Below are 24,233 nucleotides of genomic sequence, written 5' to 3' on the forward strand. Positions count from 1 at the left end.
TCTGGTCGGTGCGGCGGGACAGCCGGGCCACGATCTGGGTGGGGTGGCGGGGGCCATTCGCTTTGCGTGCTGGGCGATTTGAGCTACGGCACCGTCAAGCGTCCGCGTCCCAGCGGACGGCCATAGGAAAGGGCAAGGAGAACACTCTCCTTGCCACTCTCAACGTATAGCGCGCCAGGGGGCTTGCCGCAAGCCCCGGGTCACGGCGCAGAATCGTCGGCCGAGGCCACAACCTGCGGAAACGGGGAGCACGAGGTGCGTGCGTTGTTGTCGACGTACAGGGGGCGCAGTGACGTCGAAGCCGACTCGTCAGAGGGAAAGCAATCAGGCATGAGGACCTGCACGACAAGAGGTTCGACAGAGTTGGGGGCGCCGGTCATTCGATCGGCCGCCTCTGTACGACGGAGCACGGCTGCCTCGGAGGTATCGCAATGATCGAGCAGTACGTGTTGGACCTTCAGGAGATCGACGAGACACAGGTCGCGCTCGTCGGCGGCAAGGGCGCGCACCTGGGCGGGCTGTCGCGGATCGAGGGCATCCGCGTGCCGGGGGGCTTCTGCGTGACGACGGATGCCTTCCGGCGGATCATGGCGGAAGCGCCGTCGATCGACGGTCGGCTCGATCAGCTGTCGCGCTTGGACCCGGACGACCGGGAGGCGATCCGCACGCTCAGCGCGCAGATTCGCCGAACCATCGAAGGAATTGCCATCCCGGACGATCTCGCGGCGGCGATCACCCGCACGCTCGCCCAAGTCGGCCAGCAGGCCGCCTACGCCGTCCGATCCAGCGCGACGGCAGAGGACCTGCCGACGGCCTCCTTCGCCGGCCAGCAGGACACGTACCTGAACGTCGTGGGGCCGAGGGCGATCCTCCAGCACATCAGCCGGTGTTGGGCCTCGCTGTTCACCGAGCGGGCCGTGACCTACCGTCAGCGCAACGGTATCGACCACCGTACGGTCCACATGGCCGTGGTCGTGCAGCGGATGGTCTTCCCGCAGGCGTCCGGCATCCTGTTCACGGCCGACCCCGTCACGGGCAACCGGAAGGTCTCCACCGTGGACGCCGGCTTCGGCCTCGGTGAGGCTCTGGTCTCCGGCCTGGTGAACCCAAACGTCTTCAAGGTGCGGGACGGCGAAGTCGTCGCCAAGGCGATCTCCGCCAAACAGCGTGCCGTTCACGCCCTGCCGGCCGGCGGTACGCAGGAAGTGGCGATCGACTCGCAGCGGCAGGAGCAGCCGGCGCTGACGGATGCTCAGGTCGTGCGGCTCGTACAGCTCGGGAGGCGGATCGAAGCGCACTTCGGCCGCCCTCAGGACATCGAATGGTGCCTGGTCGATGGTGGCTTCCAGATCGTTCAGAGTCGGCCGATCACGACGCTGTTCCCCACTCCCGAGACCGGCGACCAGGAGAATCACGTCTACGTCTCCGTCGGTCATGGGCAGATGATGACCGACCCCATGAAGCCGCTGGGGCTCTCCATGTGGCAGCTGACAGCCGTGGTGCCGATGCACGAGGCCGGCGGGAGGCTGTTCGTCGACGTCACCCGGCGCCTGGCCTCACCCGCGAGCCGCGCCGGCCTCCTGGACGTCCTGGGGCGAGGCGACCCGCTGATCAGGGACGCGCTGGAGACAGTCCTCGACCGCGGCGATTTCGTCCCGTCCCTCCCGGACGCGGGCCCTGGCGGGCCGCCGGCCGGGGGTACGCCCGCCCCGATCGAGACCGATCCGGCCATCGTCACCGAGCTGATCGAGCGCAGCCAAGCGTCCATCGCCGACCTGGAGCGCGACATCCGGACGAAGACCGGCCCGGCGCTGTTCGATTTCCTGCTGGAGGCCTTCGAGGAGCACAAGCGGGTCCTCAGTGATCCGCTGAGCATGCAGGTGATCATGGCGGGGATGGAGGCCACGTGGTGGCTCAACGACAAGCTGCGGGAGTGGCTGGGCGAGAAGAACGCGGCTGACACGCTGACCCTGTCCGCCCCCGACAACATCACGTCGGAGATGGGACTGGCGCTGCTCGACGTCGCGGACGTGGTCCGCCGGCAGCCGGAGGTGGTGGCGTTCCTGCGGGGCGTCGAGGACGACGGCTTCCTGGACGAGTTGCCGAAGCTCGCGGGCGGGACCGAAGCGCGCGACGCCATCGAGGCCTACCTCGACCGGTACGGCATGCGCTGCGTCGGCGAGATCGACATCACGAGGCCACGGTGGCGCGAGCGCCCCACCACGCTCGTGCCCGTGATCCTCGACAACGTCAGGAACTTCGAACCGGGCGCGGCCGAGCGGCGCTTCGAGCAAGGCCGGCGGAAGGCGCAGGAGAAGGAACAGGACGTGCTGTCCCGCCTGCGGGCGCTGCCGGACGGGGACCGGAAGGCCGACGAGGCCAAGCGGATGACCGACCGGGTCCGAACCTTCATCGGGTACCGGGAGTACCCGAAGTACAACATCATCAGCCGCTACTTCGTCTACAAACAGGCCCTGCTGGGGGAGGCCGAGCGCCTCGTGCAGGCCGACGTCCTTTCTGAGAAGGAGGACATCTTCTACCTCACGTTCCAGGAACTCCGCGACGCCGTGCGCACGAAGCAGGTGGATGACCGGCTCATCCAGGAGCGCAAGGAGGCGTTCCGGTCGTACCACGCGCTCATGCCGCCCCGGGTGCTCACATCGGACGGCGAGGCCGTCACCGGGGCCTACCGGCGCGACGACGTGCCGGCCGGGGCTCTGATCGGCCTTCCGGTCTCCACCGGGACCGTCGAGGGGAGGGCCCGCGTCATCCTCGACATGGCGGAGGCCGATCTCGAAGCGGGCGACATCCTGGTCACCCCCTTCACGGACCCCAGCTGGTCGCCGCTGTTCGTCGGAATCGCGGGCCTGGTGACGGAGGTGGGCGGGCTGATGACCCATGGCGCGGTGATCGCCCGGGAGTACGGCTTGCCGGCCGTCGTGGGGGTGGAGCTGGCCACCCGGCTGATCCGGGACGGGCAGCGGATCCGCGTGCACGGAGCCGACGGGTACGTCGAGATCCTGCCTTGACCGACCACGTCGGGAAGCAAGACGTCGAGAAGCAAGTCCACGGTGTCCTGGCGAGCTCGAGGCCGACGCGAACACCGTTTGTCCGTGGACCAGCCATTCTTCGGCGAGGGGCCGGGCGCCGGTAGCGCCATGTGCGCCGCCTGTTCGGGTGTTTGTACACCGGTCGGCGCTTCTCGCACACAGGCGGGCGGCATACGTCTGGCGAGCACACACCGAACCGAAGGAGACGCACATGCGTGCACGTACCGTCCTGGCCACCATCACTTTCGCCGGGACTGTTCTGCTCGGAGGCGCGGCCCAGGCCATCGCCGACGACAACGACGACATGAGTAACTTCGGAGCTGACTTCGGCAGCAGCTCTCCGGCCGCCCCGGCTCTCGGTCAGGGCACATCTGATTCCGACCAGGACGCATCCGGTTTCGGCCAGGATGCATCTGGGTTCGGCCAGGGCGGGTCTGTTTTCGACCAGCCCGTCGGTCGCTGAGGCCGAGGCCGCGTTTCATTCCCCTGCCCCCGCACCGGGACGCTCTCGGTGCGGGGGCAGGGGACTTTCCCCCGACTGGTCCGGCCCCGCCGGGGCCCAGGCCCGCCGACGCCAGTCGGCCTACAGGGCGGGCCGGCGACAAAGGCTTCGACGGCCGGTCTTTCCTGCGACGGCTGCGGCAGGCAGACGTCCGCCTTCTCAGGTCGCGGCGCTGTTCTGTGTCGAGCGCGACCCAGAAGCATGCCATCGGTCGTTGATCGCCCAGCGGTTGGCCGAACGGCACGGTGTCACGATCGAGCATCTGCGCCCGTGGTGACGGAGGAGCCGGATGCCGGGGTGCACCGGATCGGGCGGCACCGCTCAGGAGTTCCGTCCGAGTGCCGGCCTGCTCCGGCCTACCGACGAGCGTGGGCCGTCCGCGACACCCGCAGCTCCGTGAGGTACCGCTTGGTGACCCGGCCTCCGTATCGCCCGTCGATGCACCCCAGGGGCCCCTGCCTGGCGTGCTGCGGTAGCGCCCGGTGGCCGGAGTAGGTCCGCAGCACCTCCAGGTACTGCGCCGTGGTGTACGTCAGGTCCCACTCGTAGCGCCGGAAGACGACAGGGCCGAACCGGCCGCTGCGTGCGCCCTCGTCCGCGTGGTCCGAGGTGTCGACCTCCTCGGCGGCGGGAGGGCGCAGCCCCGGAGGTGTGGCCGGGTCGAAGCGCTCTTGACTTGCACCTCGGGCTGAAGCCCGAGGATTCTGGCCTTCTCGATCGTTTCTGTGCCGCTACGCGGCACGGGGTTCGGTCGGGAATCCGTGGCTTCCTGCTTCTTCGCGCTGTGCCGGGATTGCTCCTGGTCTTACCGGCGCTCCGCAGGCCGATACCGCCAGTCCAGCGGCCGTCTTCACGTTGATCGCGGCATTGACGTCTCGGTCGTGGACCGTGCCGCAGGCGGTACAGGTCCACTCCCGCACGTTCAAGGGTTTGGCTCCGTCCTTGACGCCGCAGGTGGAGCAGGTCTGGGAGGTCGGCTCGAACCGGCCGATCTTGACCAGGGTGCGGCCGTACCGTTCTGCTTTGTACTCCAGCATGCTGACGAACGAGGACCATCCAGCGTCGTGCACGGACTTGGCCAGCTTCGTGCGGACCAGTCCCGCCACCGACAGGTCCTCCACGGCGATCCCTTGGTTCTCGGAGATCAGCTTCGTGGAGAGCTGGTGGTGGAACTCGCGGCGTGCGTCGGTGACCTTGGCGTGGGCGCGGGCGACCTTCAGGCGGGTCTTGGCGCGGTTCTTGCTTCCCTTCTGCTTGCGGGACAGCTCCCGCTGGGCCTTCTTCAGCTTCTTCTCCGCGCGCCGCAGGAAGCGCGGGGAGTCGATTTTCGTGCCGTCGGACAGGACAGCGAAATGCGTCAGGCCCAGATCGATGCCGATGGTCTGGTCGGTGTCGGGCATCCGGGCGGCATCGGTGGCGGGGTCGGTGTCGATGACGAAGGAGGCAAAGTACCGCCCGGCCGCGTCCTTGATGACGGTGACGGAGGTGGGAGTGGTGGGCAGCGTGCGGGACCACTTCACCTTCACCGCACCGATCTTCGGCACGTTCAGACGGCCGCTGTCGGTGATGTTCCAGCGGGCGTTGGCGGTGAACCGGATCGACTGCCGCTTGTCCTTGCGGGACTTGAAGCGGGGCCGGCCGGTCCTGGGGCCCTTGCGGGTGCCCTTGAGGGAGGCGAAGAAGTTGCGGTACGCCATCTCGGCGTCCCGCAGGGACTGCTGGAGCACCACCGCGGAGACCTCGCCCAGCCAAGACCGTTCCGCTGTCCGCTTGGCCTCGGTGATCAATCGCGTGGACAACTCCCCGGCCTTGGGGAACGGCTGCTCGGCCTTGCGGGCGTCTTCACGAGCGCGGACCGCGTCGTTGAACACGACACGGGCGCACCCGAACGCCCTCGCCAACGCGGTCTGCTGACCGGTGTCCGGGTACAGGCGGAAGCTGTACCGAAGCTGCATGACCATCACGATACAAACTTGGGTTATGGGCGAGATGCAGAACATCAGAACTGGTAGGCACTGTACTTTCGTGATGCACGTCCACTTGGTCTTCGTGACCAAGTTCCGGCACAAGGTATTCACCGATGCCCACTTGAGGCGCATGGAGGAGATCATGCGGTCGGTGTGTACGGACTTCGAGTGCGAGCTGGTGGAGTTCCACGGCGAGGACAACCACGTCCACCTGCTGGTGAACTTCCCGCCCAAAGTCGCCGTGACCAAGCTGGTCAACTCCCTCAAAGGTGTCTCCTCCCGCCGCCTGCGCCAGAAGTTCCCCGACCTGGTACGGCACTACTGGCGGGCCAACAAGCTGTGGTCCGGGTCCTACTTCGCCGGAACCGTCGGCGGCGCCCCGCTCTCCGTGATCAAGCAGTACATCGAACAGCAGAACCGGCCGGTGTGAGCATCGCTCGGCTCCGCCGGCACCAGCCCTCGCGACGCTCCGCACCACAGGCGAAGAACTGCGGTGTCCGGCTCCGCCGGACCTGAATCCGCGATGCTCCGCGGTCACGACCAACAGATGCGCTTCACCACCGGCCTGAAGGCCGATGCACTGCGAATGAATTCCGGTAGCAGTCCTGTACCTCGACGAAGAACTCCTCGCTGCCGCCCGCCACATGCTGCGTGGCGACCACGGCGAGGGCGCCGCCGGGCCGCAGCGCGTCGGCGGCTTTCGCCATCCGCACCGCCGGATCGATCCAGTGGAACGCCGTCGCCGAGACGACCGTGTCGAACGGCTCCTGTGGCAACGGCCAGGTCTCGAAGTCCGCCGTCACGACGTTCACCGCTTCGAACCCGGCTAGGTTGCGCCGGGCGACAGCGGCCATGCCCGCACCCAGCTCGACGGCGGTGATCCGGCAACCGCGCTCAGCGAGCGGCACCGTCGCCTTGCCGGTACCCGCCCCCACCTCGAGGACATGGCGGCCCGGGCCGGCACCGGCCACGTCGGCGAGGTCGTCGAACAGCTCCGGCGGATAGCCGGGCCTGGCCCGGTCGTACAGCTCCGCATCCTCGTCGAAGGTCTTACTCAAGTGGACGCGGCGCCTTTCGTCAGGCGTGTCGTCGCGCATGGCCGCACCCTAGGGCCCCGGGGGGCCGCTTATGAAACAGCCTCCCGAGCGAGGTCATGCCGGATGCCGCTCTGCCTCAGGAGGCAGAGACGTTCGGGTGTGGTGATCCAGCAAGCGAATCAGCAACTGCACGAACTGGTCGCGCTCCTCCGGGCTCAGTGGTGCCAGCAGTTCGTCGTGGAGGTCGTCCAGGACGCCGTCCAGGCTGCGTAGCCGGCGGCGGCCTTGGGGGGAGATCGTGATGACGTTGCGGCGCCGGTCGTCGGGATCCGGCGACCGCTCGACGAGGTCACGCTCGGCCAGTTCGTTGAGCACACCGACCATGTCGCTGCGGTAGATGCCGGAGCGTCGGCTCAGCTCCGCCTGGCTGGCCGGCCCGTACTCCTGGAGTGAGGCGAGCACGGCGTAGTGCCATTTGCGGGCGTCGGCCTCGGCCAGCCCCTCGCCGATCAGCCGGTCCGACCGCATGGTCAGTTGCGACAGCAGCCGGCTCGCCCGCCGACGCAGCCTGTCGGGCGTCCGGAGCGCGCCCCCGTCGGTCATGTCGGCTGCTTCGGCTCTGGTCATGGCCCGACTCTACCCGTTGCGTTAGTCGCACTAACGATGTACGTTCCCTCGGGCTGAAAACGTTAGTGCGACTAACGTTACTTGAGTCAACTCGAAGGTCTCGAAGGTAAGGAAGAGCTTGCCCACCAGGACACTGCAGATCCCCACCACGGACGGTCAGGCCGACGCCTTCGCCGTCTTCCCCGAGCACGGCGAGCGGCACCCGGGGGTGCTGATGTATGCGGACGGCTTCGGCATCCGGCCCGTGCTGCGGGAGCTGGCCCGTGAGCTCGCCGGCCACGGGTACTACGTGCTCGTCCCCAACCTTTTTTACCGGCACGGCCCGGCACCGGTGATCGAGCTTCCCGAGCACATCGGAGAAGACGTCCGGCCCGCCGTCATGGCCCAGTTGATGCCCTTGATCGAGGCGCACACCGCCGAACGTGTCCTGAGCGACGCGGACGCCTACCTCAGGTTCCTCACCGCCCAGCCGGAGGTCGGCGCCGGTCCGGTCGCGGTGACCGGTTACTGCATAGGCGGCCTCCTGGCGATGCGCACCGCCGCGGCCCACCCCGGCCAGGTGGCCGCCGTCGCCGGATTCCACGGGCCCGTGGCTGCCGGCGGACCCGACGACCTGCACCGTCTCCTCTCCCAGCTCACCGCCCAGGTCCACCTCGGCCACGCCGCGACCGACATGACGCCCGAGGCCCTCGACGAGCTCAACCGGGCGCTGGATGCCGCAGGTGTCGAGCACACCTCCGAGATCTACCCCGGCACCGTCCACGGCTTCACCATGTCCGACACCGACGCCTTCAACGCCGCCGCACTGCGGCGCCACTGGGACCGCCTGCTCCCCCTCCTCGGCCGCACCCTGACCGGCCGCTGACACTGCGGGACCTAGCTAGGGCCTGTCGTTTGGATCATCCCGGCGTCGCCTGAAAGGCGCCGCACCTCCCAGCCGGCCTGAGCCAAACGACAGGCCCTAGCCAAGGGTCACAACGATCTTCCCTGTGTGCGTGTTCGACTCCATCAGGCGGTGCGCGTCGGGCATCCTCTCCAGGCCGTCGAAGGTCGCGGCGATCACCGGAGCCAACGTCCCGTCCGCAAGCCCCGAGCCGATGAAGGAGGACGCGCGGCGGCGGTGGTCGGGGGTGCGTGCGAGGACGCCGTTCGCGTATGTGTGCACGGTCTGCGGCCAGTTCATGGAGAGCTGGACGGGGCGGGGGTCCAGCCAGCCGTACAGCACCGCCGTACCCCCCGGCGTCAACGCGTCGCCCAAGGCCGCGAAGCCGGGGCCGCCGATCGCGTCGAAGGCCACCTCGGCGCCCCTGCCTCCGGTGATCCGTCGCACCTCCTTCACCAGGTCCTCGGAGTCCGTCGTGATCACATGCGCCGCGCCCAACTCCAGCAGCCGCTGCCTCTTGGCCTCCCCCCGCGTGGTCGCGATCGGGATGGCGCCCAGCCGCAGGGCCGTCTGGAGCGCGGCCGTTCCGACCCCGCTGGATGCGCTGGTGATGACGACGTGATCGCCGGGGGCCAGTGCGGCGGTCTCCACCAGGCCGCCGTACGCGGTCGAGTACGTCAGCCATGCGGCCGCCGAGGTCACCGCGTCCACCCCCGCCGGCCGGTTGACGACCGAGTCCTCGGGCAGGAGCACCTGTTCGCCGTAGACGCCATGGACGCCGAAGTCGAAGTCGGCGGCGGCCATCACGGAATCGCCGGGCCGAAACGCTGTCACGCCGTCACCGACCGCCTCGACCACACCGGCGGCCTCGTAGCCGAGGCGTGAGCCGGGCAGAGTCGGCTGGTAGTAGTACCCGCCCGCCCGGAACAGCGCCTCGGCCCGGTTGAGCCCGATGGCCTCCACCTTGAAGAGGACCTCGCCGGGGCCCGGCTGACGCAACGGGACGTCCTCGACCTTCAGCACCTCGGGGCCGCCGAGTTCGTGGAAGAGAACTGCCTTGGTAAGAGAGGAAGTTGTCATGAAGGAGAACGTAGGCCGGTGGTCAGAGACGATCCATGTCCTGGTATCCCTCTTTTATGTCTGATCGTCTTTCACGGCTGGGCGTACGGTACGGCCATGGACGTTCTCAGCGATGTGATCGCGGCCATGCGCACCGGCCGCCCGCACTCCTCGCGCACCGTCGAGCGGGCACCGTGGGGTGTGCGGTTCCCGGATTCCGACGGCGCCGGTTTCCATGTCGTACTCCAGGGTTCGGCATGGCTGCTGGGCCCCGAGGGCGCCGATCCCGTACGGCTCGGGCCGGGTGATGTCGTCCTCCTGGCTCACGGGAGCGGCCACGGCCTCGCCGATCACCCCGAGACTCCGCTGGAGGACTTCGAGCCGGAGCCCGACGGGTCCTGGCCCGAGCGACCGGACCCCGGCCCGGCAGACGGCGACGAGACGCTCCTGCTCTGCGGCGCCTACCAGTTGAACCGGGCACGGGCCCATCCGCTGCTCACCGAGCTGCCGCCGGTCGTCCACATTCCGGCCCGCGTCGGCTGCCCTTCCCGGCTCCGTGCCGCCATCGACCTCCTCGGCACGGAACTGGCCGAGCCCCACCCCGGCTCGCACGCGATCGTGTCCGGGCTGCTGGACACCCTGTTGGTCTATCTGATCCGCACCTGGTGGCTGCGCGAGCGCCCGGAGGAGACCGGCGGCTGGGCGGCCGCCCTTCAGGACCCGGCGGTCGCCGCAGCGTTGCACGCCCTGCACGCCGACCCGGCCGGTCCGTGGACGGTCGAGGCGCTGGCCGACCGGGGCGGCCTCTCCCGAGCCGCCTTCGCCCGCCGCTTCACCGCCATGGTCGGCCGGCCGCCGCTGGTCTATCTGACCTGGCTGCGCATGACGAGGGCGGCCCGTCTGCTGCGCGAGAGCGACACCCCGCTGCGGGTGCTGTCCGCACAGAGCGGCTACAGCTCGGAGTTCGCCTTCGCCAAGGCGTTCAAACGGGAGTACGGCGTGGCCCCCGGCCTGTACCGCCGACGTGCCGGGTAGGCGTTCCGAGAGGTCGGGCAGATCGCGTCGTACGGGCAGGAGGACGCGACGTTCGAAACGGTCAGGTCAGGCCGGGTCGGTCTCGAGAAGCGTGTCGTTTCTCGTGGGTTGCCGCTGCGGCAACCAGGTGTCGATGGCGGCTGCCAGCTCGTCGCGGCCGGTGAAGACGTATCCGTTCATGCCGGTGGCCCGCGCGGCTCGAACGTTCTCCTCGCGGTCGTCGACGAAGAGGAAGTCGGTCGGGGCGGCCCGCATGGCGACTACGCAGTGACGGAAGGCCGCGGGGTCCGGCTTCGCCACTTTGATCTTCCCGGAAAAGGCGACGTGGTCCAGATGGCGCAGCCAGGGCTGCGCGGCCAGGAAGGCGTCCGCGTGGTCCGAGGGGATGTTGGACAGCAAGGCGACCTCGGCGACGTCGCGCAGGGACTGGACGTAGGCGACCATCCGGTCGTCGACGCGTGACCAACTGTCGATGTCGGTCAGGCGCAGTTCCTCGATCGTGTCGGCGTCGACGGACAGGGACAGCCGTCGCGATACGGCGGTCCAGTACTCGGAGGCGGACTGCCGGCCCGCGTCGTAGGGCGGGCGGCAGTCCCAGTAGGCCGCGGTGAGGACGTCGGTGGGTACGTGGCAGCGGGCGGCCATCTCCTCCAGGGCACCCGGGCGTTGGTGGCGGGCGATGACCCCGAAGAGGTCGAACAGAACGATGTTCCGGGCGGTGGACATGGTGAGGGGTTCCTCCGGATTCCGAGGGGCTTTCAGTGGCTGCTTGCAGCCATTTCGTGCGTGCGGTCGGGTCCGGTGTGCAGGACTCCCGCGGCCGCGGCGGTGATCGCGCACAGCAGGGTCAGCAGTACGAAGGCCTGGTTCAGGGCGACGAGGTGGGTCAGCCAGCCGATGACGGCGGGTCCGGCGAGCATGCCGACATAGCCGAGCCCGGCTACGCGGGAGACATTGGCCCCCGCGGCGGCGGGGTCGGCGTGCCCGGCCGCGCTGAACAACTGCGGGACACAGCCGGACAGCCCCAGGCCGAACAGCGCCCAGCCGGCGAACGCGGCCCATACCCACGGGGAGAGGGCCACGATCGTGATGCCCACGGCAGCCGCGGCCGCGCCGTGGCGCAGGATCGCCACGGACCCGAACCGGGCGACGAGACGGTCGGCGAGCAGCCGGCCGACGGTCATCGTCGCCGCGAAGGTGCCATAGGCGAAGGCCGCAGCGCTCGCGGACGCGCCGAGGACGTCCTTCAGGTGGAGCGCGCTCCAGTCGTTGGCGGCTCCCTCGCACAGCATGACCATCAGTGCCAGGGCGGCGAGGATCCAGATGCGCCCGCTGGTGTGGCGGTGCTTGGTGCCCGGCGCTGGGTCGGCCTCCTTCACCTCGTGGGTGTCGGCTGCCGTGGGTGCGGCCGGCAGCAGGGCGCGTGCCGACACGAGGGCGGTCACGATGCCCAGGGCTCCTGTCGCGGCCATGCCCGCGGCCGGGCTCAGGCCGGCGCTCGCCGTGGCCGCGCCGACGAGCGCGGCGAGGACTCCGCCGACCGAGAACGTGGCGTGGAAGGCCGACATGACGGGACGGCCGTACGCCTTCTCCACGTGCACCGCGTGGGCGTTCATGCTCACGTCCAGGCAGCCGTTGCAGAAGCCGAAGGCGAGCAGGGCACCTGCCAGAGTCCACGGGTCTCGGGGCAGGCCGGGCAGCACGAGGGCCGCGCTGCACAGAACGCCGGTGGCGGGAACGACGACGCGTGCTCCGAGCCGGTCGGTCAGCCGCCCGGCCACCCGCATGCCGAGGAAGGCGCCGAGCCCCGAGCAGCACCAGGAGTCCGCCGAGCGTCGCGTGGCTGATGCCCACGCGCTCCTCGATGGCGGGGATGTGCACCACCCACATGCCCATCGTGGTGCCGCAGAGGATGAAGTAGACGAAGGTCGCTGCTCGGGCGGACCGAAGCGAATGATTCATGACAGTGACCGTAATGAACATGCAGCATGTTTGAAAATTGGCACTTCACACACATTGCATGTTCGTTTTGGATGGTGTTCCATCGCGGCATGAGCAACGCAGACCGGCACGGGATCATCGCGCAGACCGTCAGGGAGTCGGGCAGGAGCACGGTCCAGGAACTCGCCGCGCTGACCGGCGCCTCCGAGATGACCATCCGGCGCGACCTCGACGCCCTGGCCGCGCAAGGCGTCCTCGAGCGCGTCCGGGGCGGAGCGCGCACCCTGCTGCTCCGGGGCGAGGAGCCGCCCTTCCCGCTGCGTGCTCGCGAGGCCGTCGACGCCAAACGCCGCATCGCGGCTGAGGTGTCCTCGCTCATCGCCGACGGCGAGACCGTCCTCCTCGACAGCGGCACCACCTGTCTGGAGGTCGCCCATCTGCTGCGCCGGCGGCCGGTCACGGTGATGCCGCTGTCCCTGCAGGCCATCCATGTACTCGGCGAGGGCCCGGCCCCGGCCACACTGCTGGTGCCCGGTGGGCAGCCGAGGGCAGCCGAGGGAGCCCTCACCGGTCCCCTCACCCTCGCGTCGCTGGCGGCACTGCGCTTCGACACCGCCGTCATGGGCTGCTGTGGCCTGAGCGCGGCCGAGGGCCTGACCGCCTACAACCTCGACGACGCGGCCGTGAAGAAGGCCGGCATCGCGTCCGCGCGCCGCGTCATCGTCGCCGCCGACGGCAGCAAACTCGGCCACACCGCCTACGCCCACGTCGGCCCCGCCACACTCCTGCACACCCTCGTCACCGATACCTCGGCACCCGCTGACGAGGTCGCCGCGCTCGAAGACACCGGCACCGTCGTCAGGGCCGTCTGACCAGGCCGCTCCTCGGCGGCGTTCCGTCCCTTGGCGTCGTGCCGTCCTACGCGCCCGGCCCGGGGTCCGGCTGGACAGCTGATTCGATGCCGGCGCGGGCCGCTTCCAGCTGGGCGGCGAACGCGATGCCGAGGAAGAGTGCGACGGCGGTGAGGTTGGCCCACAACAGCAGGGCGATGAAGGCGGTGAGCGGCCCGTACAGCGCGCCGAAGGCACCGCTGTGCTCGACGTACAGCGCGAGGAGCCAGGTGGCCGACACCCACAGCAGGAGGTGGACGGCCGAGCCGAAGGCCAGCCAGGTGTAGCCGGGCTGGACGCGGCGGGGCGACCACCGGAAGATCACGGCGGAGGCCACCCAGGCCAGCGCGAGCCCCACGGGGATGTCGAGCACGGCCCACCATTGCGGGCCACCGCCCTCCCGGCCGACGGTGTCCGCCACCGCGTCGCCCACGGGCTCGCCCGCGACGAGCACGACGAACCCCAGCACCAGGGGCAGACCGGCGGCGAGCGCGAGAACGAACGCCCGCCCGTACTTGCGCGGGAAGGGACGGTCGCGCTCGATGCCGTAGATACGGTTCGCGCCGCGTTCGATCTGCCCCATGGCCGAGGCGAGGTTCAGCAGCGCGAAGCCCAGACCGAGCCACAGCGCGAGCGTGCTCCAGACATCGCCGTGCGCGGTGCGCCGCGTGCCTTCGAACGCGTCCTCGACGATCTCGGCGCTGGCACCCGGCACGATCCGGCCGAGCGTCAGCTCGATGATCCGGGCCACGCCCTCCGTGTGCACCGACGTCGCCAGCCCGACCAGTGCCACGGTGCACGGAACCAGCCCGAGCACCACCTGGAAGGCGAGGGCCCGCGCGTTGGTGAAGCCGTCCGCGTAACGGAACCGTGCGAAGGAGTCGGCCAGCAGGCGCAGCCCGCCGTAGTGGCGCAAGGCGGTGAACGCCTCGTCTCCGGAGAGCTCGTCCCCGATCATGTCCCGGGTCTGCGGGACGTGGACGGCAGTACCCATGGCCTCGACGCTCCTTGCTCTACGACAGCTCCCTGTCCGGATGCCCCGTCAACCTCCCCTTCCGACCTCACACTTCCCGCACCGGCCCATACGCCGACCCCGTATGGCAGACCTGGCGCCGCGTCACTCCTCGTCGCGCAGTCGGGCCGCCAGGGAGACGAGCGGTTCGACGTCCTCGGTGTGGTCCAGGGCGGTCAGGTGGGAGACCGCGGCGTCGAGGCGGGTGAGGGCGGGGGCGGGGCGTTCCAGGTAGAGGCCCTCGACCGCGCCCGCGAGGCGGACGCACTCGGCCCACTCGCCGGCGCGGCCGTCCTCCGGTCCGGGCTCCCCGAGCAGGGCCAGGGCCTTCTCCAAGGCGGCCAGTGCGTCCTCGTACTCGCCCGCGTAGGCGTTGACCCGCCCGTGTTCGTAAGCCAGGGCCGAGTCCAGGGAGCGGCCGTGACTCTCGTACTCGGCGGCGCGCGCCTCGTCGGCGATGCGGCCGGCGTCGGCGAGGAAGGCGAGGGCGTCCGGCAAGCCGTCGGCGCCCTGCTGCTGGGTCTGGAGGCGGGCGAGTTCCCGCAGGCAGCCGCTGAGCTGCTCGTAGCGCGGGGCCCGGGCGTGCGCGGCGATCGCCTGGTCCGCGGCCTCGCGGGCCCGGCCGAACTCGCCGGACTCGCCGAGGAGCGTGGCCGTCTCCGCGGCGATCATGGCGTGGCTCCCCGGGTCGTCCTCCCAGCCGGCCGACTCGGCCGCGAGGGCGACGTACTCCGCCGTGGCGGCCTTGAGGTCCTCCCCCGCGTGCAGCGCGCGGGCGCGGGTCAGGCGCAGCTGGGCGACGAGCCGGTCGTCCAGCTCTCCGGCGGTGACGTCGGGTTCGGCCAGCAGGGAGTCGAGCAGCGCGATGCAGTCCTCGACGCGGCCGAGGTCGAGGCTGAGCTGGGCCGCGTTGCCGTAGGTGCAGAAGGCGTCCGTCCGGCTGCCGCCGCGCAGGTCCAGCTCCGCGGAGCGCGTCAGGTGCCGCAGTGCCTCGTCGGGGCGGCCCAGGTGCATGCAGGCCTCGGCCAGATCACCGTGGAGGCGCCCGGTGTCGACCGCGTCGGCCGGCCAGGCGGCGGCCAGGCGCAGGCCCTCGGTGAGGTCGGCGTGCGCGGCCTGCGGGTCTCGGAGGGCGAGCTGGATCCGGGCGCGCATTCCGAGGGTGCGGGGCAGGTGCCAGGCGGGGCCGTGTGCCTTCAGCCGGTCGAGGAGGGCGTCGATCTCGGTGACCGCGGCGGGCAGGTCGCCGGAGAGGGCGTGCGTGCTGGCCCGCAGCAGTAGGGCACCGGAGATCTGCCCGCCGATGTCGTGCCGGGTGGCGAACTGGTGCAGCAGCTCCGCCTCGGCGAAGACCGGCGCTACGTGCTCCTCGCTCCCCGTCGTCTGCAGGCGCAGGCCGAGCGCGGTCGCCCGCAGCCGCAGCAGGCGGGCCTCCTGGTACGGAGCCAGGCCGGGCGTCTCCTCGTGCAGGCGAACCATGGAGGCGTGGACGGCGGTCAGCGCGGCCGACTTCGCCTCGGCTCCGTCCGCGCCCTCCGCGGGAATCTCGGCGGTGGCGAGCTGGGCGCAGGCGCGGGCGAGCGCCGCTTGACCGGGCTGTCCGGCGTCGTCGTACAGGGCCGCGGCCTCCCCGTGGAGGGCGGCGGCGTCGGCGTACTCGTCCTTCTCGCCCGCCCGGCCCGCCTCCTCGGCCAGCAGGTCGGCGCGCAGTTGGACGAGCGGGCCCACGGCCGGGTCGTCGGGGTGGGTGTAGTCGCGGGCGGCGACGAGGGTGCGCAGCCGCGCCCAGCAGGCACGGGCGTCCGGGTGCCCCTGCTCCTCCAAGGTCCTTGCCCGGGCGATGAGTTCGGGCAGGGAATCGGGGACGGCGGCGGCCGTACGGGAGGCGGGTGCGGCGACCGGGGCGGCCGGGACGACCTCGTCGAGGCTGCGGGTGCGCAGGGTCAGTTCCAGTGCGTCGAGGAGGGGAGCGCGGTCGAGGCGGCTCCTGCGGCGGTCGGCGTGGGCCGTGGTGCCGTTGCGGGTGTCGAAGCGGGCGGCGAGGTCGTCGGCACGGCCCCGCACCTCGGCGCGCAGAGCGGCCACCGTCCAGGTGCGGCCCGCGTATCCGGCGGCGGGCAGTTCGCCGTGGCCGAGCCCCTCGACGCGCTGGAGGAGGACTTCCACGCCGGTGAGGAAGTCGAGCTGGTCCAGCGGCGAGTCGACCTCGTCGAACAGGTTCCGGTTCTCGGCGAGCAGTTCCAGGCCGCGGGCCTCGTTGCCGGTCAGCGCGCAGAACTCCAGGTGCCGGCCGACCTCCCCGGACATCGAGGGGTTGCGGCGGCAGCCGCGGTAGCCGGTGAGGTGCAGTTCGCGGGCGCGGTCGGCCTGGCCGGTGCGCAGCAGGGGCAGCAGCGCGTACGAGAAGGAGCGGGCCGGCTCCTCCTGGCAGGACTCCTTCCCGGCCAGGACGGGCTCCCAGGTGCGCAGTGCCCGCTCGTCGTCGCCCGCGGTGACGTGGTGGCGGGCGCGCCGGCAGATCTCACAGGCCTCACAGTCGCTGAGCCGGGTGCGCGTGCGGGCCGCCCACAGCTCGTAGGCGAGGGTGGTGTCCTCGCCTACGTGGGCCGCGAGCTGGTACGCCTCCCCGTAGTAGGGCTGGAGGCCGAGGCCGGCCTTCTCGTACCGGTCGCGCATCTCCGTCAGCCACTGGCGCAGGCCGGCCAGCGGTATCTCGGGCAGCTGGCGCAGGGCGTGGGCCACCCACTTGAACCGCCAGAACAGCATGTGGCGCAGACGGTCGTCGAAGACGTCGGGCTGCTCGTCGAAGAGGGTGAGCAGGCGGGCGAAGACGACGGGGGACTTCCGGGGTTCGGAGCCGTAGGTGTACGCCTCCTGCAGTTCGAGGAGCGCGTGGACGAGCGGGACGGGCTCCGCGAACTGCTCGGCGGCGTCGACGAGTTCCTCGGCGGTGACGGTGCGAGTACGGCCGTACGGGCGCCCGTCGTTCTCCTGGAGCGCCCGGTACAGCTCTTCGGTGGTCTGGGGTGCGGTAGGCATCGTCAGCTGTCCTTGCGGAGGGCGTGGGCGAGAAGGTCGAGGAAGGAGCGGTTGATGAGGCTCGACTCGGCGGGCCTGAGCGGGCGCCGGGACAGCATCGCGGCCTGCCCGTAGAGGGCTTCGGCGCTGGTGCGGGCCAGCTCGGGCTCGTCGATGGCGACGGCGGTGCGGACCAGGGGGTTCAGCTGGTTGAGGATCAGCTGGGCCCGCGGGGCCTCCTGGCGCAGGGCGCCGAGGATGTCGCCCCACAGGCCGCCCTCCTGCTCACGGGCGAGCTGGGAGCGGGTGCGTTCGTGCCGGGCCTCTCGGCTGTCGATGAGGAGGGCGGGGGCGGAGACGGGCTGGAAGGTGCGCAGCGCGACATCGCAGTCGAAGACGGCGAGGGCGTCGCGGGCCTGGGCGAGGTAGGCCGCGGCGGCGAGTTCCGTCTCCCGGTCGACGGGGTCGAGGTGGGCGGTGAGGGTCGCCGGGTCGAGGTCGGCGACGGTGGCCTCGGGCCTGATCTCGGGCAGCCGGTGGACCAGTTCCCGGTCGTAGGTGTAGCCGCCGTTGACGACGCCGAGCCCGGCGGCCGAGGCGATCGCGGCGACCTGCCGGAACTCCTCCACGCTCGACGTCACGAGCACGGTGCGGTGGGTGCGCGCGAACTCGTCGAGGGTGCAGTGCCCGTCGGTGGTCTCGAACGGCAGCCAGGGCAGGAGCATCCGCAGGATCTCGTCGTCGTGCACCGCGAGCGACTTCACGGCCAGGTGGTGGGCCTGGAGGAAGCGGGCGAGCAGGTCCGGGTCGCTGGCGGCGGCCCGGGCGATCCAGGCGCGCAGCCGCTCGGCGAGGGCATCGCGGACGGCGGCGAGGGTGTCGTCCTCGTACAGGGACTCGCGGGAGGCCGTCGGGCGCAGGCTCTCCGCGTCGACGACGCAGCGGACGAAGAACGCCCACTCGGGCAGGATCTCCTCGGCCTGCTCGGACAGCAGCATGCCCTTGACGTGCACGCGGTGGCCGTGGCGGCGGCCGGCCGGGACGGCCTCGGGCAGCACGCAGGCGATGCCCTTCAGACCCACGGCCGGCAGGTCCAGTTCGATGGTGTCCAGCGGCTTGAACCCGAAGACCTCTTCGCCGTACGCGGCCAGGGCACGGGAGCGGGCTCCCGGCGTGGGGTACGTACCCGTCCAGGGCGCGGGCTCGGGGTTGACGGGCACACCCGGGCCGTCCGGGCCGCCTGTGCCGTCGTCGAAGGTGACCGGGTGGCGCAGCAGGGAGCCGAAGTGGCGGGCCAGCGCCTGCACCTGGGCCGGCCGGGTCCACTCCCCCGCGTCGGTGCGCGGTGTCAGCGTGACGGTGGTGCCGGGCCGGGGGCGGGGCGGAGGCGGGCAGGGTGCGGACGGTGTAGCTGCCGTCGCCGCGGCCCCGCCACTCCACGGCGGGTGCGTCGGGGGTGCGGGCGGAGCGGCTCAGGACGTGGATCTCGTCCGCGACCAGGAAGCAGGAGAGCAGGCCGATGCCGAACTGGCCGATGAAGTCGGCGCGTTGTTCGGCGATCCCCTCGGCGCGCTTGCTGCTGCGGCCGATGGTGGCGAGGAAGGTGTGCACGTCGGCTTCGGTGAGACCGACGCCGTCGTCCTCGACGCGTACGACGGAGCCGTCCGCGTACAGGCGGATACCGAAGTCGCCGTGAGCCTCGACGGCATGCCGTGCGGTGAGGGCGTCGACCGCGTTCTGCATGAGTTCGCGCAGGTAGACGCGGGGGCTGGAGTAGAGGTGGTGGGAGAGGAGGTCCACCAGGCCGCGGAGGTCGACCTGGAAGGTGCGGTCGGTGGCGGCGTGGTTGGCGATGTTGTCGCGCAGGGGCATGGGTCAGTCCGAGGTGAAGGGAACGGCAGGAGTGGGCGGTCGTCCGCGGGACCGGCCGAATACGGGCGGGACGGTGTGGCCGGTGGCTCAGAAGGCCTTGCGGAAGCGTGCGTACGCTTTCTCCGGGTCCGCCATGAAGGTCCACGGCCACTCGGTGATCACACCGTCCAGCTCGCGGAAGACATTGGAGGCCTTGCTGCTGCCCGCCAGCGAGAGGGCCATGGCGAAGATGTTGTAGTCGCCCTGCCAGCCCAGGCGGCGCTCGTAGGCGTGGTGCAGGATGCTGCGCTCCGCGGCCTCTCTCAACTCGGTCCGGATCCGCGGCTGCTGGAGGCAGTCGCGGTCGTCGGACTCCACCCAGTCCTCGATATGTGCCATGGCGACGACGCAGCCGAGCCGGTGTCCGTCGGGCGCGGCGGCGAAGGCCTTCCGGGCGAACTCCAGGGCCTGGCCCGGCTCTCCGCCCCAGCGCGGCTGGATGTGCGACACCCACTCCAGATGGATGTCCAGGTTCAGCGGATCACGGCGCAGACCCGCCACGAGCCGGGCGTCCTGGACGCTGTCGTCGATGGACATGCCGCGTCCCGAGGTGAGCAGATGGCGCCACGGTGTGACCCACTCGGGCCGCAGCTCGGCGGCCTCGAGCAAGTGCTCCTCGGCGATGCGCAGCCGTTCGTAGAAGGTCTGCCACTGCTCACGGCTGACGTCCACGGCACGGGCGGACGTGCGCGCCTCCCAGCCCCAGGCGACATGGCGCGCACCCGATATCAGCAGTGCGGTCGCCCGGAGCTCCTTGTCGTCCTTGTCCTCCTCGGCGGCCCGGACGATCCACTCCTCCACTCCGTCCACATCGGTCAGTTGCCCCAGGACCGCCTGCTCGCGGCCGAGGTCGAAGGGGGCCAGCGCCGCCTTGACCGCCTCCCAGTCCCCCGCGTCGGCCGCCTCCACCAGCGCGAGCACCCGGGTGTCCCCGAGTGCGCGCAGCGTGTAGGTCCCGTTCTTCTGCCTGCGCGGGGCCGACAGGGCGTACGGATCCGTCACCGGTCTCTCCGCACCCCTGCCGAACAGCTTCCCGAACATGCCGCGCCCTCCCCTGGTCCCGCGTCATCTTGCGGTGCAGCATAAACGGCCCCACTGACACCGCTTCCACAGGGTTTTCACTCGTGCTTCACGGACTGGGCCCCGCCACCTGACGGCAGCCGGCCGACAGGGAAGAATGAGGGCCGTACCCCACGGTCGACCCTTGCGGAGGAGCGGGAAATGCAGGACGCGCGAGCGGGACAGGTCGCCGGACCCGAGGACCTCGTCGATGTGGCCCGCCTGGTCACGGCGTACTACGCGCTGCACCCGGACCCCGCCGAGCCGGGGCAGCGCGTGGCATTCGGCACCTCGGGGCACCGCGGATCGTCCTTCGCGGCGGCGTTCAACGAGGACCACATCGCGGCCACGAGCCAGGCCATCTGTGAGTACCGCGCCGCCCAGGGCACCGACGGCCCGCTCTTCCTCGGCGCCGACACCCACGCCCTGTCCGAGCCCGCGCGGATCACGGCACTGGAGGTGTTCGCCGCCAACGACGTGACCGTCCTCGTCGACCAGGCCGACGGCTACACGCCCACCCCGGCCGTCTCACATGCCATCCTCGCCCACAACCGCACCCGTACGTCCGGCCTCGCCGACGGTGTGGTGGTCACCCCCTCGCACAACCCGCCCGCCGACGGCGGCTTCAAGTACAACCCGCCGAGCGGTGGCCCGGCCGGTTCCGAGGCGACCTCGTGGATCCAGGACCGCGCCAACGAGATCATGACCGGCGGCCTGAAGGACGTACGCCGCATCCCCTACAGCCGCGCCCTCGCCGCACCCGGCACCGGCCGCCACGACTTCCTCGGCAGCTATGCGGCCGACCTGCCGAACGTGCTGGACCTGGACGCGATCCGGGCCGCCGGTGTGCGCATCGGCGCCGATCCGCTCGGCGGTGCCTCCGTCGCCTACTGGGGTCGGATCGCCGAGCAGCACCGGCTCGATCTGACGGTGGTCAACCCGCTGACCGATCCCACCTGGCGTTTCATGACGCTGGACTGGGACGGCAAGATCCGCATGGACTGCTCCTCGCCGTACGCCATGGCCTCGCTCATCGAGCGGCGCGACCGGTTCGACATCGCCACCGGCAACGACGCCGACGCCGACCGGCACGGCATCGTGACGCCGGACGGGGGCCTGATGAACCCCAACCACTATCTGGCCGTGGCGATCTCGTATCTGTTCGCGCACCGGGAGCAGTGGCCCGCGGGCGCGGGGATCGGCAAGACACTGGTGTCGTCCGGCATGATCGACCGGGTCGCGGCGGACGTCGGCCGGCAACTGGTCGAGGTCCCGGTCGGATTCAAGTGGTTCGTGGACGGCCTGGCCGACGGCACGCTCGGCTTCGGTGGCGAGGAGTCGGCGGGCGCGTCCTTCCTGCGCCGCGACGGCTCGGTGTGGACCACGGACAAGGACGGCATCATCCTGGCGCTGCTCGCCTCCGAGATCACGGCCGTCACCGGCAAGACGCCCTCGGAGCACTACGCGCGGCTCACCGACCGCTTCGGTGCCCCCGCCTACGCGCGCGTCGACGCTCCCGCCTCCCGCGAGGAGAAGGCGTTGCTCGCCAAGTTGTCCCCGCGGCAGGTCACGGCCGACACCCTGGCCGGCGAGCCGGTCACCACGGTGCTCACCGAGGCCCCCGGCAACGGCGCCGCCCTCGGCGGGATCAAGGTCGCCACCGCCAACGCCTGGTTCGCGGCCCGTCCTTCGGGCACCGAGGACGTGTACAAGATCTACGCGGAGTCGTTCCTCGGCCCGGACCATCTGCGTCGCGTCCAGGAAGAGGCCAGGTCCGTCGTACTCGCCGCGCTGGACGCCTGACCCGGGCGAGGACGGCCACCCTGCGGCGTGCTCAAGTGAGGTGGCACGTCGCAGCGGTGGTCAGCACTGCCTCCGCCAGGTGTCCAGTTCGGGCTTCTTCAGCATGGACGACAGGCGCAGCTTGCGGGCCGTCGGGCAGAAGCGGGCCGTGGGCTCCGCGTACTCCACGTGAAAGACGGCCTTGCCCGCCGCGGTGAACGGTGCGAGGAGCGCGCACTCGTCGTACTGTGCGCACTCCTCGTTGACCGCGAAGTCGAAGTCGTCGAGCAGGTGCGGGATCTGGGCGAGGTCGTTCTTGAGGCCCACGGCGAGGCCGCGCTCGTGGGCGATGGCGGCGATCATGCGGTTGTACCGGAGCTGGTGCCGCGCCGTGAGCGGGAAGCCGGTGTCGTTGCCGTAGCCCTCGACCAGGTCCGGTTCCACCGCGTCGAAGCCCTTGTCCCGGCACATGTCGAACCGGCGCTCCATGAGGGGGCGCAGGAGCGGGAGTTGGCGGATGTCGAGCCAGCGTTCGCCGTGCCAGCCGTTGGGCTTGCCGAGCAGGGAGCGGGGGAAGTCGCGTCGGTCGGGGCGGAAGTCCTCCCAGGCGCCGACGTTGACGTAGCAGATCACCTTGCGGCCGTCCCGGTGCAGGCGGGCGACGTCGTCGGAGGTGTTCTCGAAGCCGTCGATGTCGTAGACGGGTACGTCGACGGACGGGTCGACCTCGCCGTCGAGCTGCCACTGCCAGGCCAGCCCGGGGCGCGGCTGCCACCGCGCGCCGGGGGCGGGGTCCGGGGAGGGAGCGTGGCCGCCGGAGCACCCCGCCAGGGTGAGCAGGGCGGCCACGACCGCCGTCACGGTCCGCCTCACCGGTCCGCCTCCGCCAGTGCGGGGGTCAGCCGGGACCAGGGGTTGGGCGGTTCTCCCGTCACCGGTCCGCTCACGCCCGCGCCCCGCTCCCCCGCGGTCCGCAGGGCGAGCGGCACGAGCGGTTCGGGCACCCCGTAGACCAGGTGGCACAGCCGTGCGGCGGGCAGCCGCGTGGTCCACGAGGGGCGGCTGAAGTCCGACACGTACTGGGACCAGGGGCCTTCGAAGGTGACCGTCAGGTCGGCGAGGCGGGCGTAGCCGGGCGCGGGATGGACGCCCGGGTTGAGGACGACGGTCGAGGCGCCGAGCCGGCGGGCGGAGCGGACCAGTCGGCGGCAGTCCGGCAGTCCGTGCGGGGCCGCCGGCACCTGGTCAAGGAAGCAGCCGTCGACGGCGTACCACTCCTGGTGCCGGCGCAGATCGGCGGTGATGTCCTCGGGGTCGCGGGCGCCGTAGTCCGTGTCGAGGTAGCCGAGCAGCCGGGCTCCCGCCGAGCGCAGCGCCTCGGCCGCCGCGACGAACGCCGGATCGGGGGCCCGGCCGGGTCCGTTCGCGGGGTTCAGCACGACGGCGTAGGTGCGTGCGGCGCAGGTGATGAGCCGGTGCCAGGCGGCGGGGTCCTCGGCCGGATGTACGTACAGCGGGATCAGCAGGCTCACCGCGCCGGCACCCCCTTGGCCGTCCGAGCCCTTGGGCGGGCGGCCGCCCACAGTGCCGCCGCCGAGGCGTCGAGGGAGTGGGACGGCGACCAGCCGAGGGCGCCGCGGGCGGCGGTGATGTCCGAGCACTGCCACGACACCTGCGCGGACCGGGTCGATCCGCCGGCTTCCTCCTCGGCGATCAGGCCCCGGAAGCCGGCCGCGTCCGCCAGCGTCCGCACCAGCTCCCGCACCGGGCGGGCGTCGCCGCCGCCGACGTTGAGCACGGGCGGCACCGGTCCCGGGGCGGTGACCGCCAGTTGGGCGGCCCGCGCCACATCGCGTACGTCCACGAAGTCGCGGTGCGCGGACAGGTCACCTAGCCTCAGCATCGCCTCCGGGTCGTCCCCGGCGTCCGCGAGCAGAGCGGCGACCCGGCCGGGCAGTCCGGTGGGCGGGGCCCCCGGGCCGACCGGGTTCCCCACCCGCAGCACCACCGCGTCCAGCCCGGACGCGGTCACCGCCACCGTGCCCGCCAGCTTGGTGGCGCCGTACGGGCCGGCGGGCCGGGTCGCGGCCGACTCCGTGACCCGCACTCCGGGGTCGGTGGGCCCGTACTCCGCTGCCGAGCCCAGATGGACCAGGCGGGCCCCGGGCGCCGCATCCCGCAGGGCCGCGCACAGCACGGCGGGGCCGCGTGCGTTCACCTCCGCGAGGGTGACGGCATCGCCGCCGGTCGCGCCCGCGCAGTTGACGACGGCGTCGGGCGCGGCCGCGGCCAGGGCCGACGCCAGATCCTGGGGGCGGTCGGTGGCCAGGTCGACCCTGACGTCGGCGACCGGGGACCGTCCGCCGACGAGGACCCGCGCGCCCGGCAGGGCGCGCAGCCGTTGTACGACGTGCGTGCCCAGGTAGCCGGTGGCGCCGAGTACGAGGATGCGCATGGCTC

17 protein-coding genes and 4 pseudogenes are annotated in these 24,233 nt (G+C 71.2%); 7 read left to right on the top strand and 14 right to left on the bottom strand.

Annotated elements, in window-relative coordinates:
• Nucleotides 1–431: 431 nt before the first annotated feature.
• Both rph and ABIE67_RS03105 read left to right on the top strand, forming a co-directional pair.
• On the top strand, nucleotides 432–3,029 hold the full coding sequence (gene rph, locus ABIE67_RS03100; protein ID WP_370252799.1) for a rifamycin-inactivating phosphotransferase: 2,598 nt from the start codon (nucleotides 432–434) through the stop codon (nucleotides 3,027–3,029).
• Between the two features lie 232 nt (nucleotides 3,030–3,261).
• Nucleotides 3,262–3,513 (top strand): hypothetical protein, encoded by a 252-nt coding sequence (locus tag ABIE67_RS03105; RefSeq protein WP_370252804.1) that lies wholly within the window; start codon nucleotides 3,262–3,264, stop codon nucleotides 3,511–3,513.
• A 395-nt stretch (nucleotides 3,514–3,908) separates the two neighbouring features.
• Here ABIE67_RS03105 and ABIE67_RS03110 read toward each other — a convergent pair.
• Nucleotides 3,909–4,223, bottom strand: a pseudogene (locus ABIE67_RS03110) (SAM-dependent methyltransferase); the annotation flags it as partial.
• Nucleotides 4,224–4,283: 60 nt separating this feature from the next.
• Entirely contained in the window at nucleotides 4,284–5,507 is a 1,224-nt protein-coding gene (locus ABIE67_RS03115; RefSeq protein WP_370252808.1) for an RNA-guided endonuclease InsQ/TnpB family protein, read from the bottom strand.
• A 25-nt stretch (nucleotides 5,508–5,532) separates the two neighbouring features.
• On the opposite strand from ABIE67_RS03115, the gene tnpA reads away from it, so the two are divergent.
• On the top strand, nucleotides 5,533–5,949 hold the full coding sequence (tnpA, locus tag ABIE67_RS03120; protein WP_370252811.1) for an IS200/IS605 family transposase: 417 nt from the start codon (nucleotides 5,533–5,535) through the stop codon (nucleotides 5,947–5,949).
• A gap of 133 nt (nucleotides 5,950–6,082) precedes the next feature.
• Here tnpA and ABIE67_RS03125 read toward each other — a convergent pair.
• A pseudogene (locus ABIE67_RS03125) lies at nucleotides 6,083–6,616 on the bottom strand (class I SAM-dependent methyltransferase); the annotation flags it as partial.
• A 54-nt stretch (nucleotides 6,617–6,670) separates the two neighbouring features.
• Entirely contained in the window at nucleotides 6,671–7,183 is a 513-nt protein-coding gene (locus ABIE67_RS03130) for a MarR family winged helix-turn-helix transcriptional regulator (RefSeq protein ID WP_370252815.1), read from the bottom strand.
• A gap of 118 nt (nucleotides 7,184–7,301) precedes the next feature.
• On the opposite strand from ABIE67_RS03130, the gene ABIE67_RS03135 reads away from it, so the two are divergent.
• Nucleotides 7,302–8,048, top strand: a complete 747-nt coding sequence (locus tag ABIE67_RS03135) for a dienelactone hydrolase family protein (RefSeq protein ID WP_370252817.1) — start codon at nucleotides 7,302–7,304, stop codon at nucleotides 8,046–8,048.
• A gap of 96 nt (nucleotides 8,049–8,144) precedes the next feature.
• On the opposite strand, the gene ABIE67_RS03140 is transcribed toward ABIE67_RS03135, so the two are convergent.
• Nucleotides 8,145–9,146: a zinc-dependent alcohol dehydrogenase family protein gene (locus ABIE67_RS03140; RefSeq protein WP_370252819.1), complete on the bottom strand. Its 1,002-nt coding sequence runs from the start codon at nucleotides 9,144–9,146 to the stop codon at nucleotides 8,145–8,147.
• A gap of 96 nt (nucleotides 9,147–9,242) precedes the next feature.
• Between ABIE67_RS03140 and ABIE67_RS03145 the strand changes: the two genes are divergently transcribed.
• Nucleotides 9,243–10,160 carry an AraC family transcriptional regulator gene (locus ABIE67_RS03145; protein ID WP_370252821.1) on the top strand — a complete coding sequence of 306 codons (918 nt, stop codon included), beginning with the start codon at nucleotides 9,243–9,245 and terminating at the stop codon, nucleotides 10,158–10,160.
• A 66-nt stretch (nucleotides 10,161–10,226) separates the two neighbouring features.
• Here ABIE67_RS03145 and ABIE67_RS03150 read toward each other — a convergent pair whose 3' ends face one another.
• Together ABIE67_RS03150 and ABIE67_RS03155 are read right to left on the bottom strand one after the other, a co-directional pair.
• A complete protein-coding gene (locus tag ABIE67_RS03150) occupies nucleotides 10,227–10,886 on the bottom strand; it encodes an HAD family hydrolase (protein ID WP_370252823.1) in 660 nt (219 codons plus the stop codon).
• A gap of 32 nt (nucleotides 10,887–10,918) precedes the next feature.
• Nucleotides 10,919–12,143 (bottom strand): annotated as a pseudogene (locus ABIE67_RS03155) (MFS transporter).
• Between the two features lie 68 nt (nucleotides 12,144–12,211).
• On the opposite strand from ABIE67_RS03155, the gene ABIE67_RS03160 reads away from it, so the two are divergent.
• Nucleotides 12,212–12,973, top strand: coding sequence for a DeoR/GlpR family DNA-binding transcription regulator (locus ABIE67_RS03160; protein ID WP_370252825.1), 762 nt, complete (start codon nucleotides 12,212–12,214; stop codon nucleotides 12,971–12,973).
• A gap of 46 nt (nucleotides 12,974–13,019) precedes the next feature.
• Here the strand turns inward: ABIE67_RS03160 and ABIE67_RS03165 are convergent, their stop codons facing one another.
• From ABIE67_RS03165 to ABIE67_RS03180, 4 genes and pseudogenes are all read right to left on the bottom strand, one after another.
• Entirely contained in the window at nucleotides 13,020–13,985 is a 966-nt protein-coding gene (locus tag ABIE67_RS03165) for a YihY/virulence factor BrkB family protein (protein WP_370252827.1), read from the bottom strand.
• Nucleotides 13,986–14,108: 123 nt separating this feature from the next.
• Entirely contained in the window at nucleotides 14,109–17,042 is a 2,934-nt protein-coding gene (locus ABIE67_RS03170) for a hypothetical protein (RefSeq protein WP_370252829.1), read from the bottom strand.
• Nucleotides 17,043–17,044: 2 nt separating this feature from the next.
• Nucleotides 17,045–18,893, bottom strand: a pseudogene (locus ABIE67_RS03175) (HSP90 family protein).
• A gap of 87 nt (nucleotides 18,894–18,980) precedes the next feature.
• On the bottom strand, nucleotides 18,981–19,973 hold the full coding sequence (locus tag ABIE67_RS03180; RefSeq protein WP_370252831.1) for a hypothetical protein: 993 nt from the start codon (nucleotides 19,971–19,973) through the stop codon (nucleotides 18,981–18,983).
• Between the two features lie 180 nt (nucleotides 19,974–20,153).
• Between ABIE67_RS03180 and pgm the strand changes: the two genes are divergently transcribed.
• Nucleotides 20,154–21,794 carry a phosphoglucomutase (alpha-D-glucose-1,6-bisphosphate-dependent) gene (pgm, locus tag ABIE67_RS03185; protein WP_370252834.1) on the top strand — a complete coding sequence of 547 codons (1,641 nt, stop codon included), beginning with the start codon at nucleotides 20,154–20,156 and terminating at the stop codon, nucleotides 21,792–21,794.
• A gap of 60 nt (nucleotides 21,795–21,854) precedes the next feature.
• Here the strand turns inward: pgm and ABIE67_RS03190 are convergent, their stop codons facing one another.
• Genes ABIE67_RS03190 through ABIE67_RS03200 form a run of 3 tightly spaced genes read right to left on the bottom strand, consistent with a single transcriptional unit; the run spans nucleotide 21,855 to nucleotide 24,228 of the window.
• Nucleotides 21,855–22,646 carry an endo alpha-1,4 polygalactosaminidase gene (locus tag ABIE67_RS03190; protein ID WP_370252838.1) on the bottom strand — a complete coding sequence of 264 codons (792 nt, stop codon included), beginning with the start codon at nucleotides 22,644–22,646 and terminating at the stop codon, nucleotides 21,855–21,857.
• A complete protein-coding gene (locus ABIE67_RS03195) occupies nucleotides 22,643–23,305 on the bottom strand; it encodes a spherulation-specific family 4 protein (RefSeq protein ID WP_370252840.1) in 663 nt (220 codons plus the stop codon). The genes ABIE67_RS03190 and ABIE67_RS03195 overlap by 4 nt, the downstream gene beginning before the upstream one ends.
• Entirely contained in the window at nucleotides 23,302–24,228 is a 927-nt protein-coding gene (locus tag ABIE67_RS03200) for an NAD-dependent epimerase/dehydratase family protein (RefSeq protein WP_370252842.1), read from the bottom strand. Before ABIE67_RS03200 ends, ABIE67_RS03195 begins: the two co-directional genes overlap by 4 nt.
• Nucleotides 24,229–24,233 lie beyond the last annotated feature (5 nt).

Origin of the sequence: Streptomyces sp. V4I8, from assembly GCF_041261225.1 — a bacterium.
Lineage (GTDB): Bacteria > Actinomycetota > Actinomycetes > Streptomycetales > Streptomycetaceae > Streptomyces.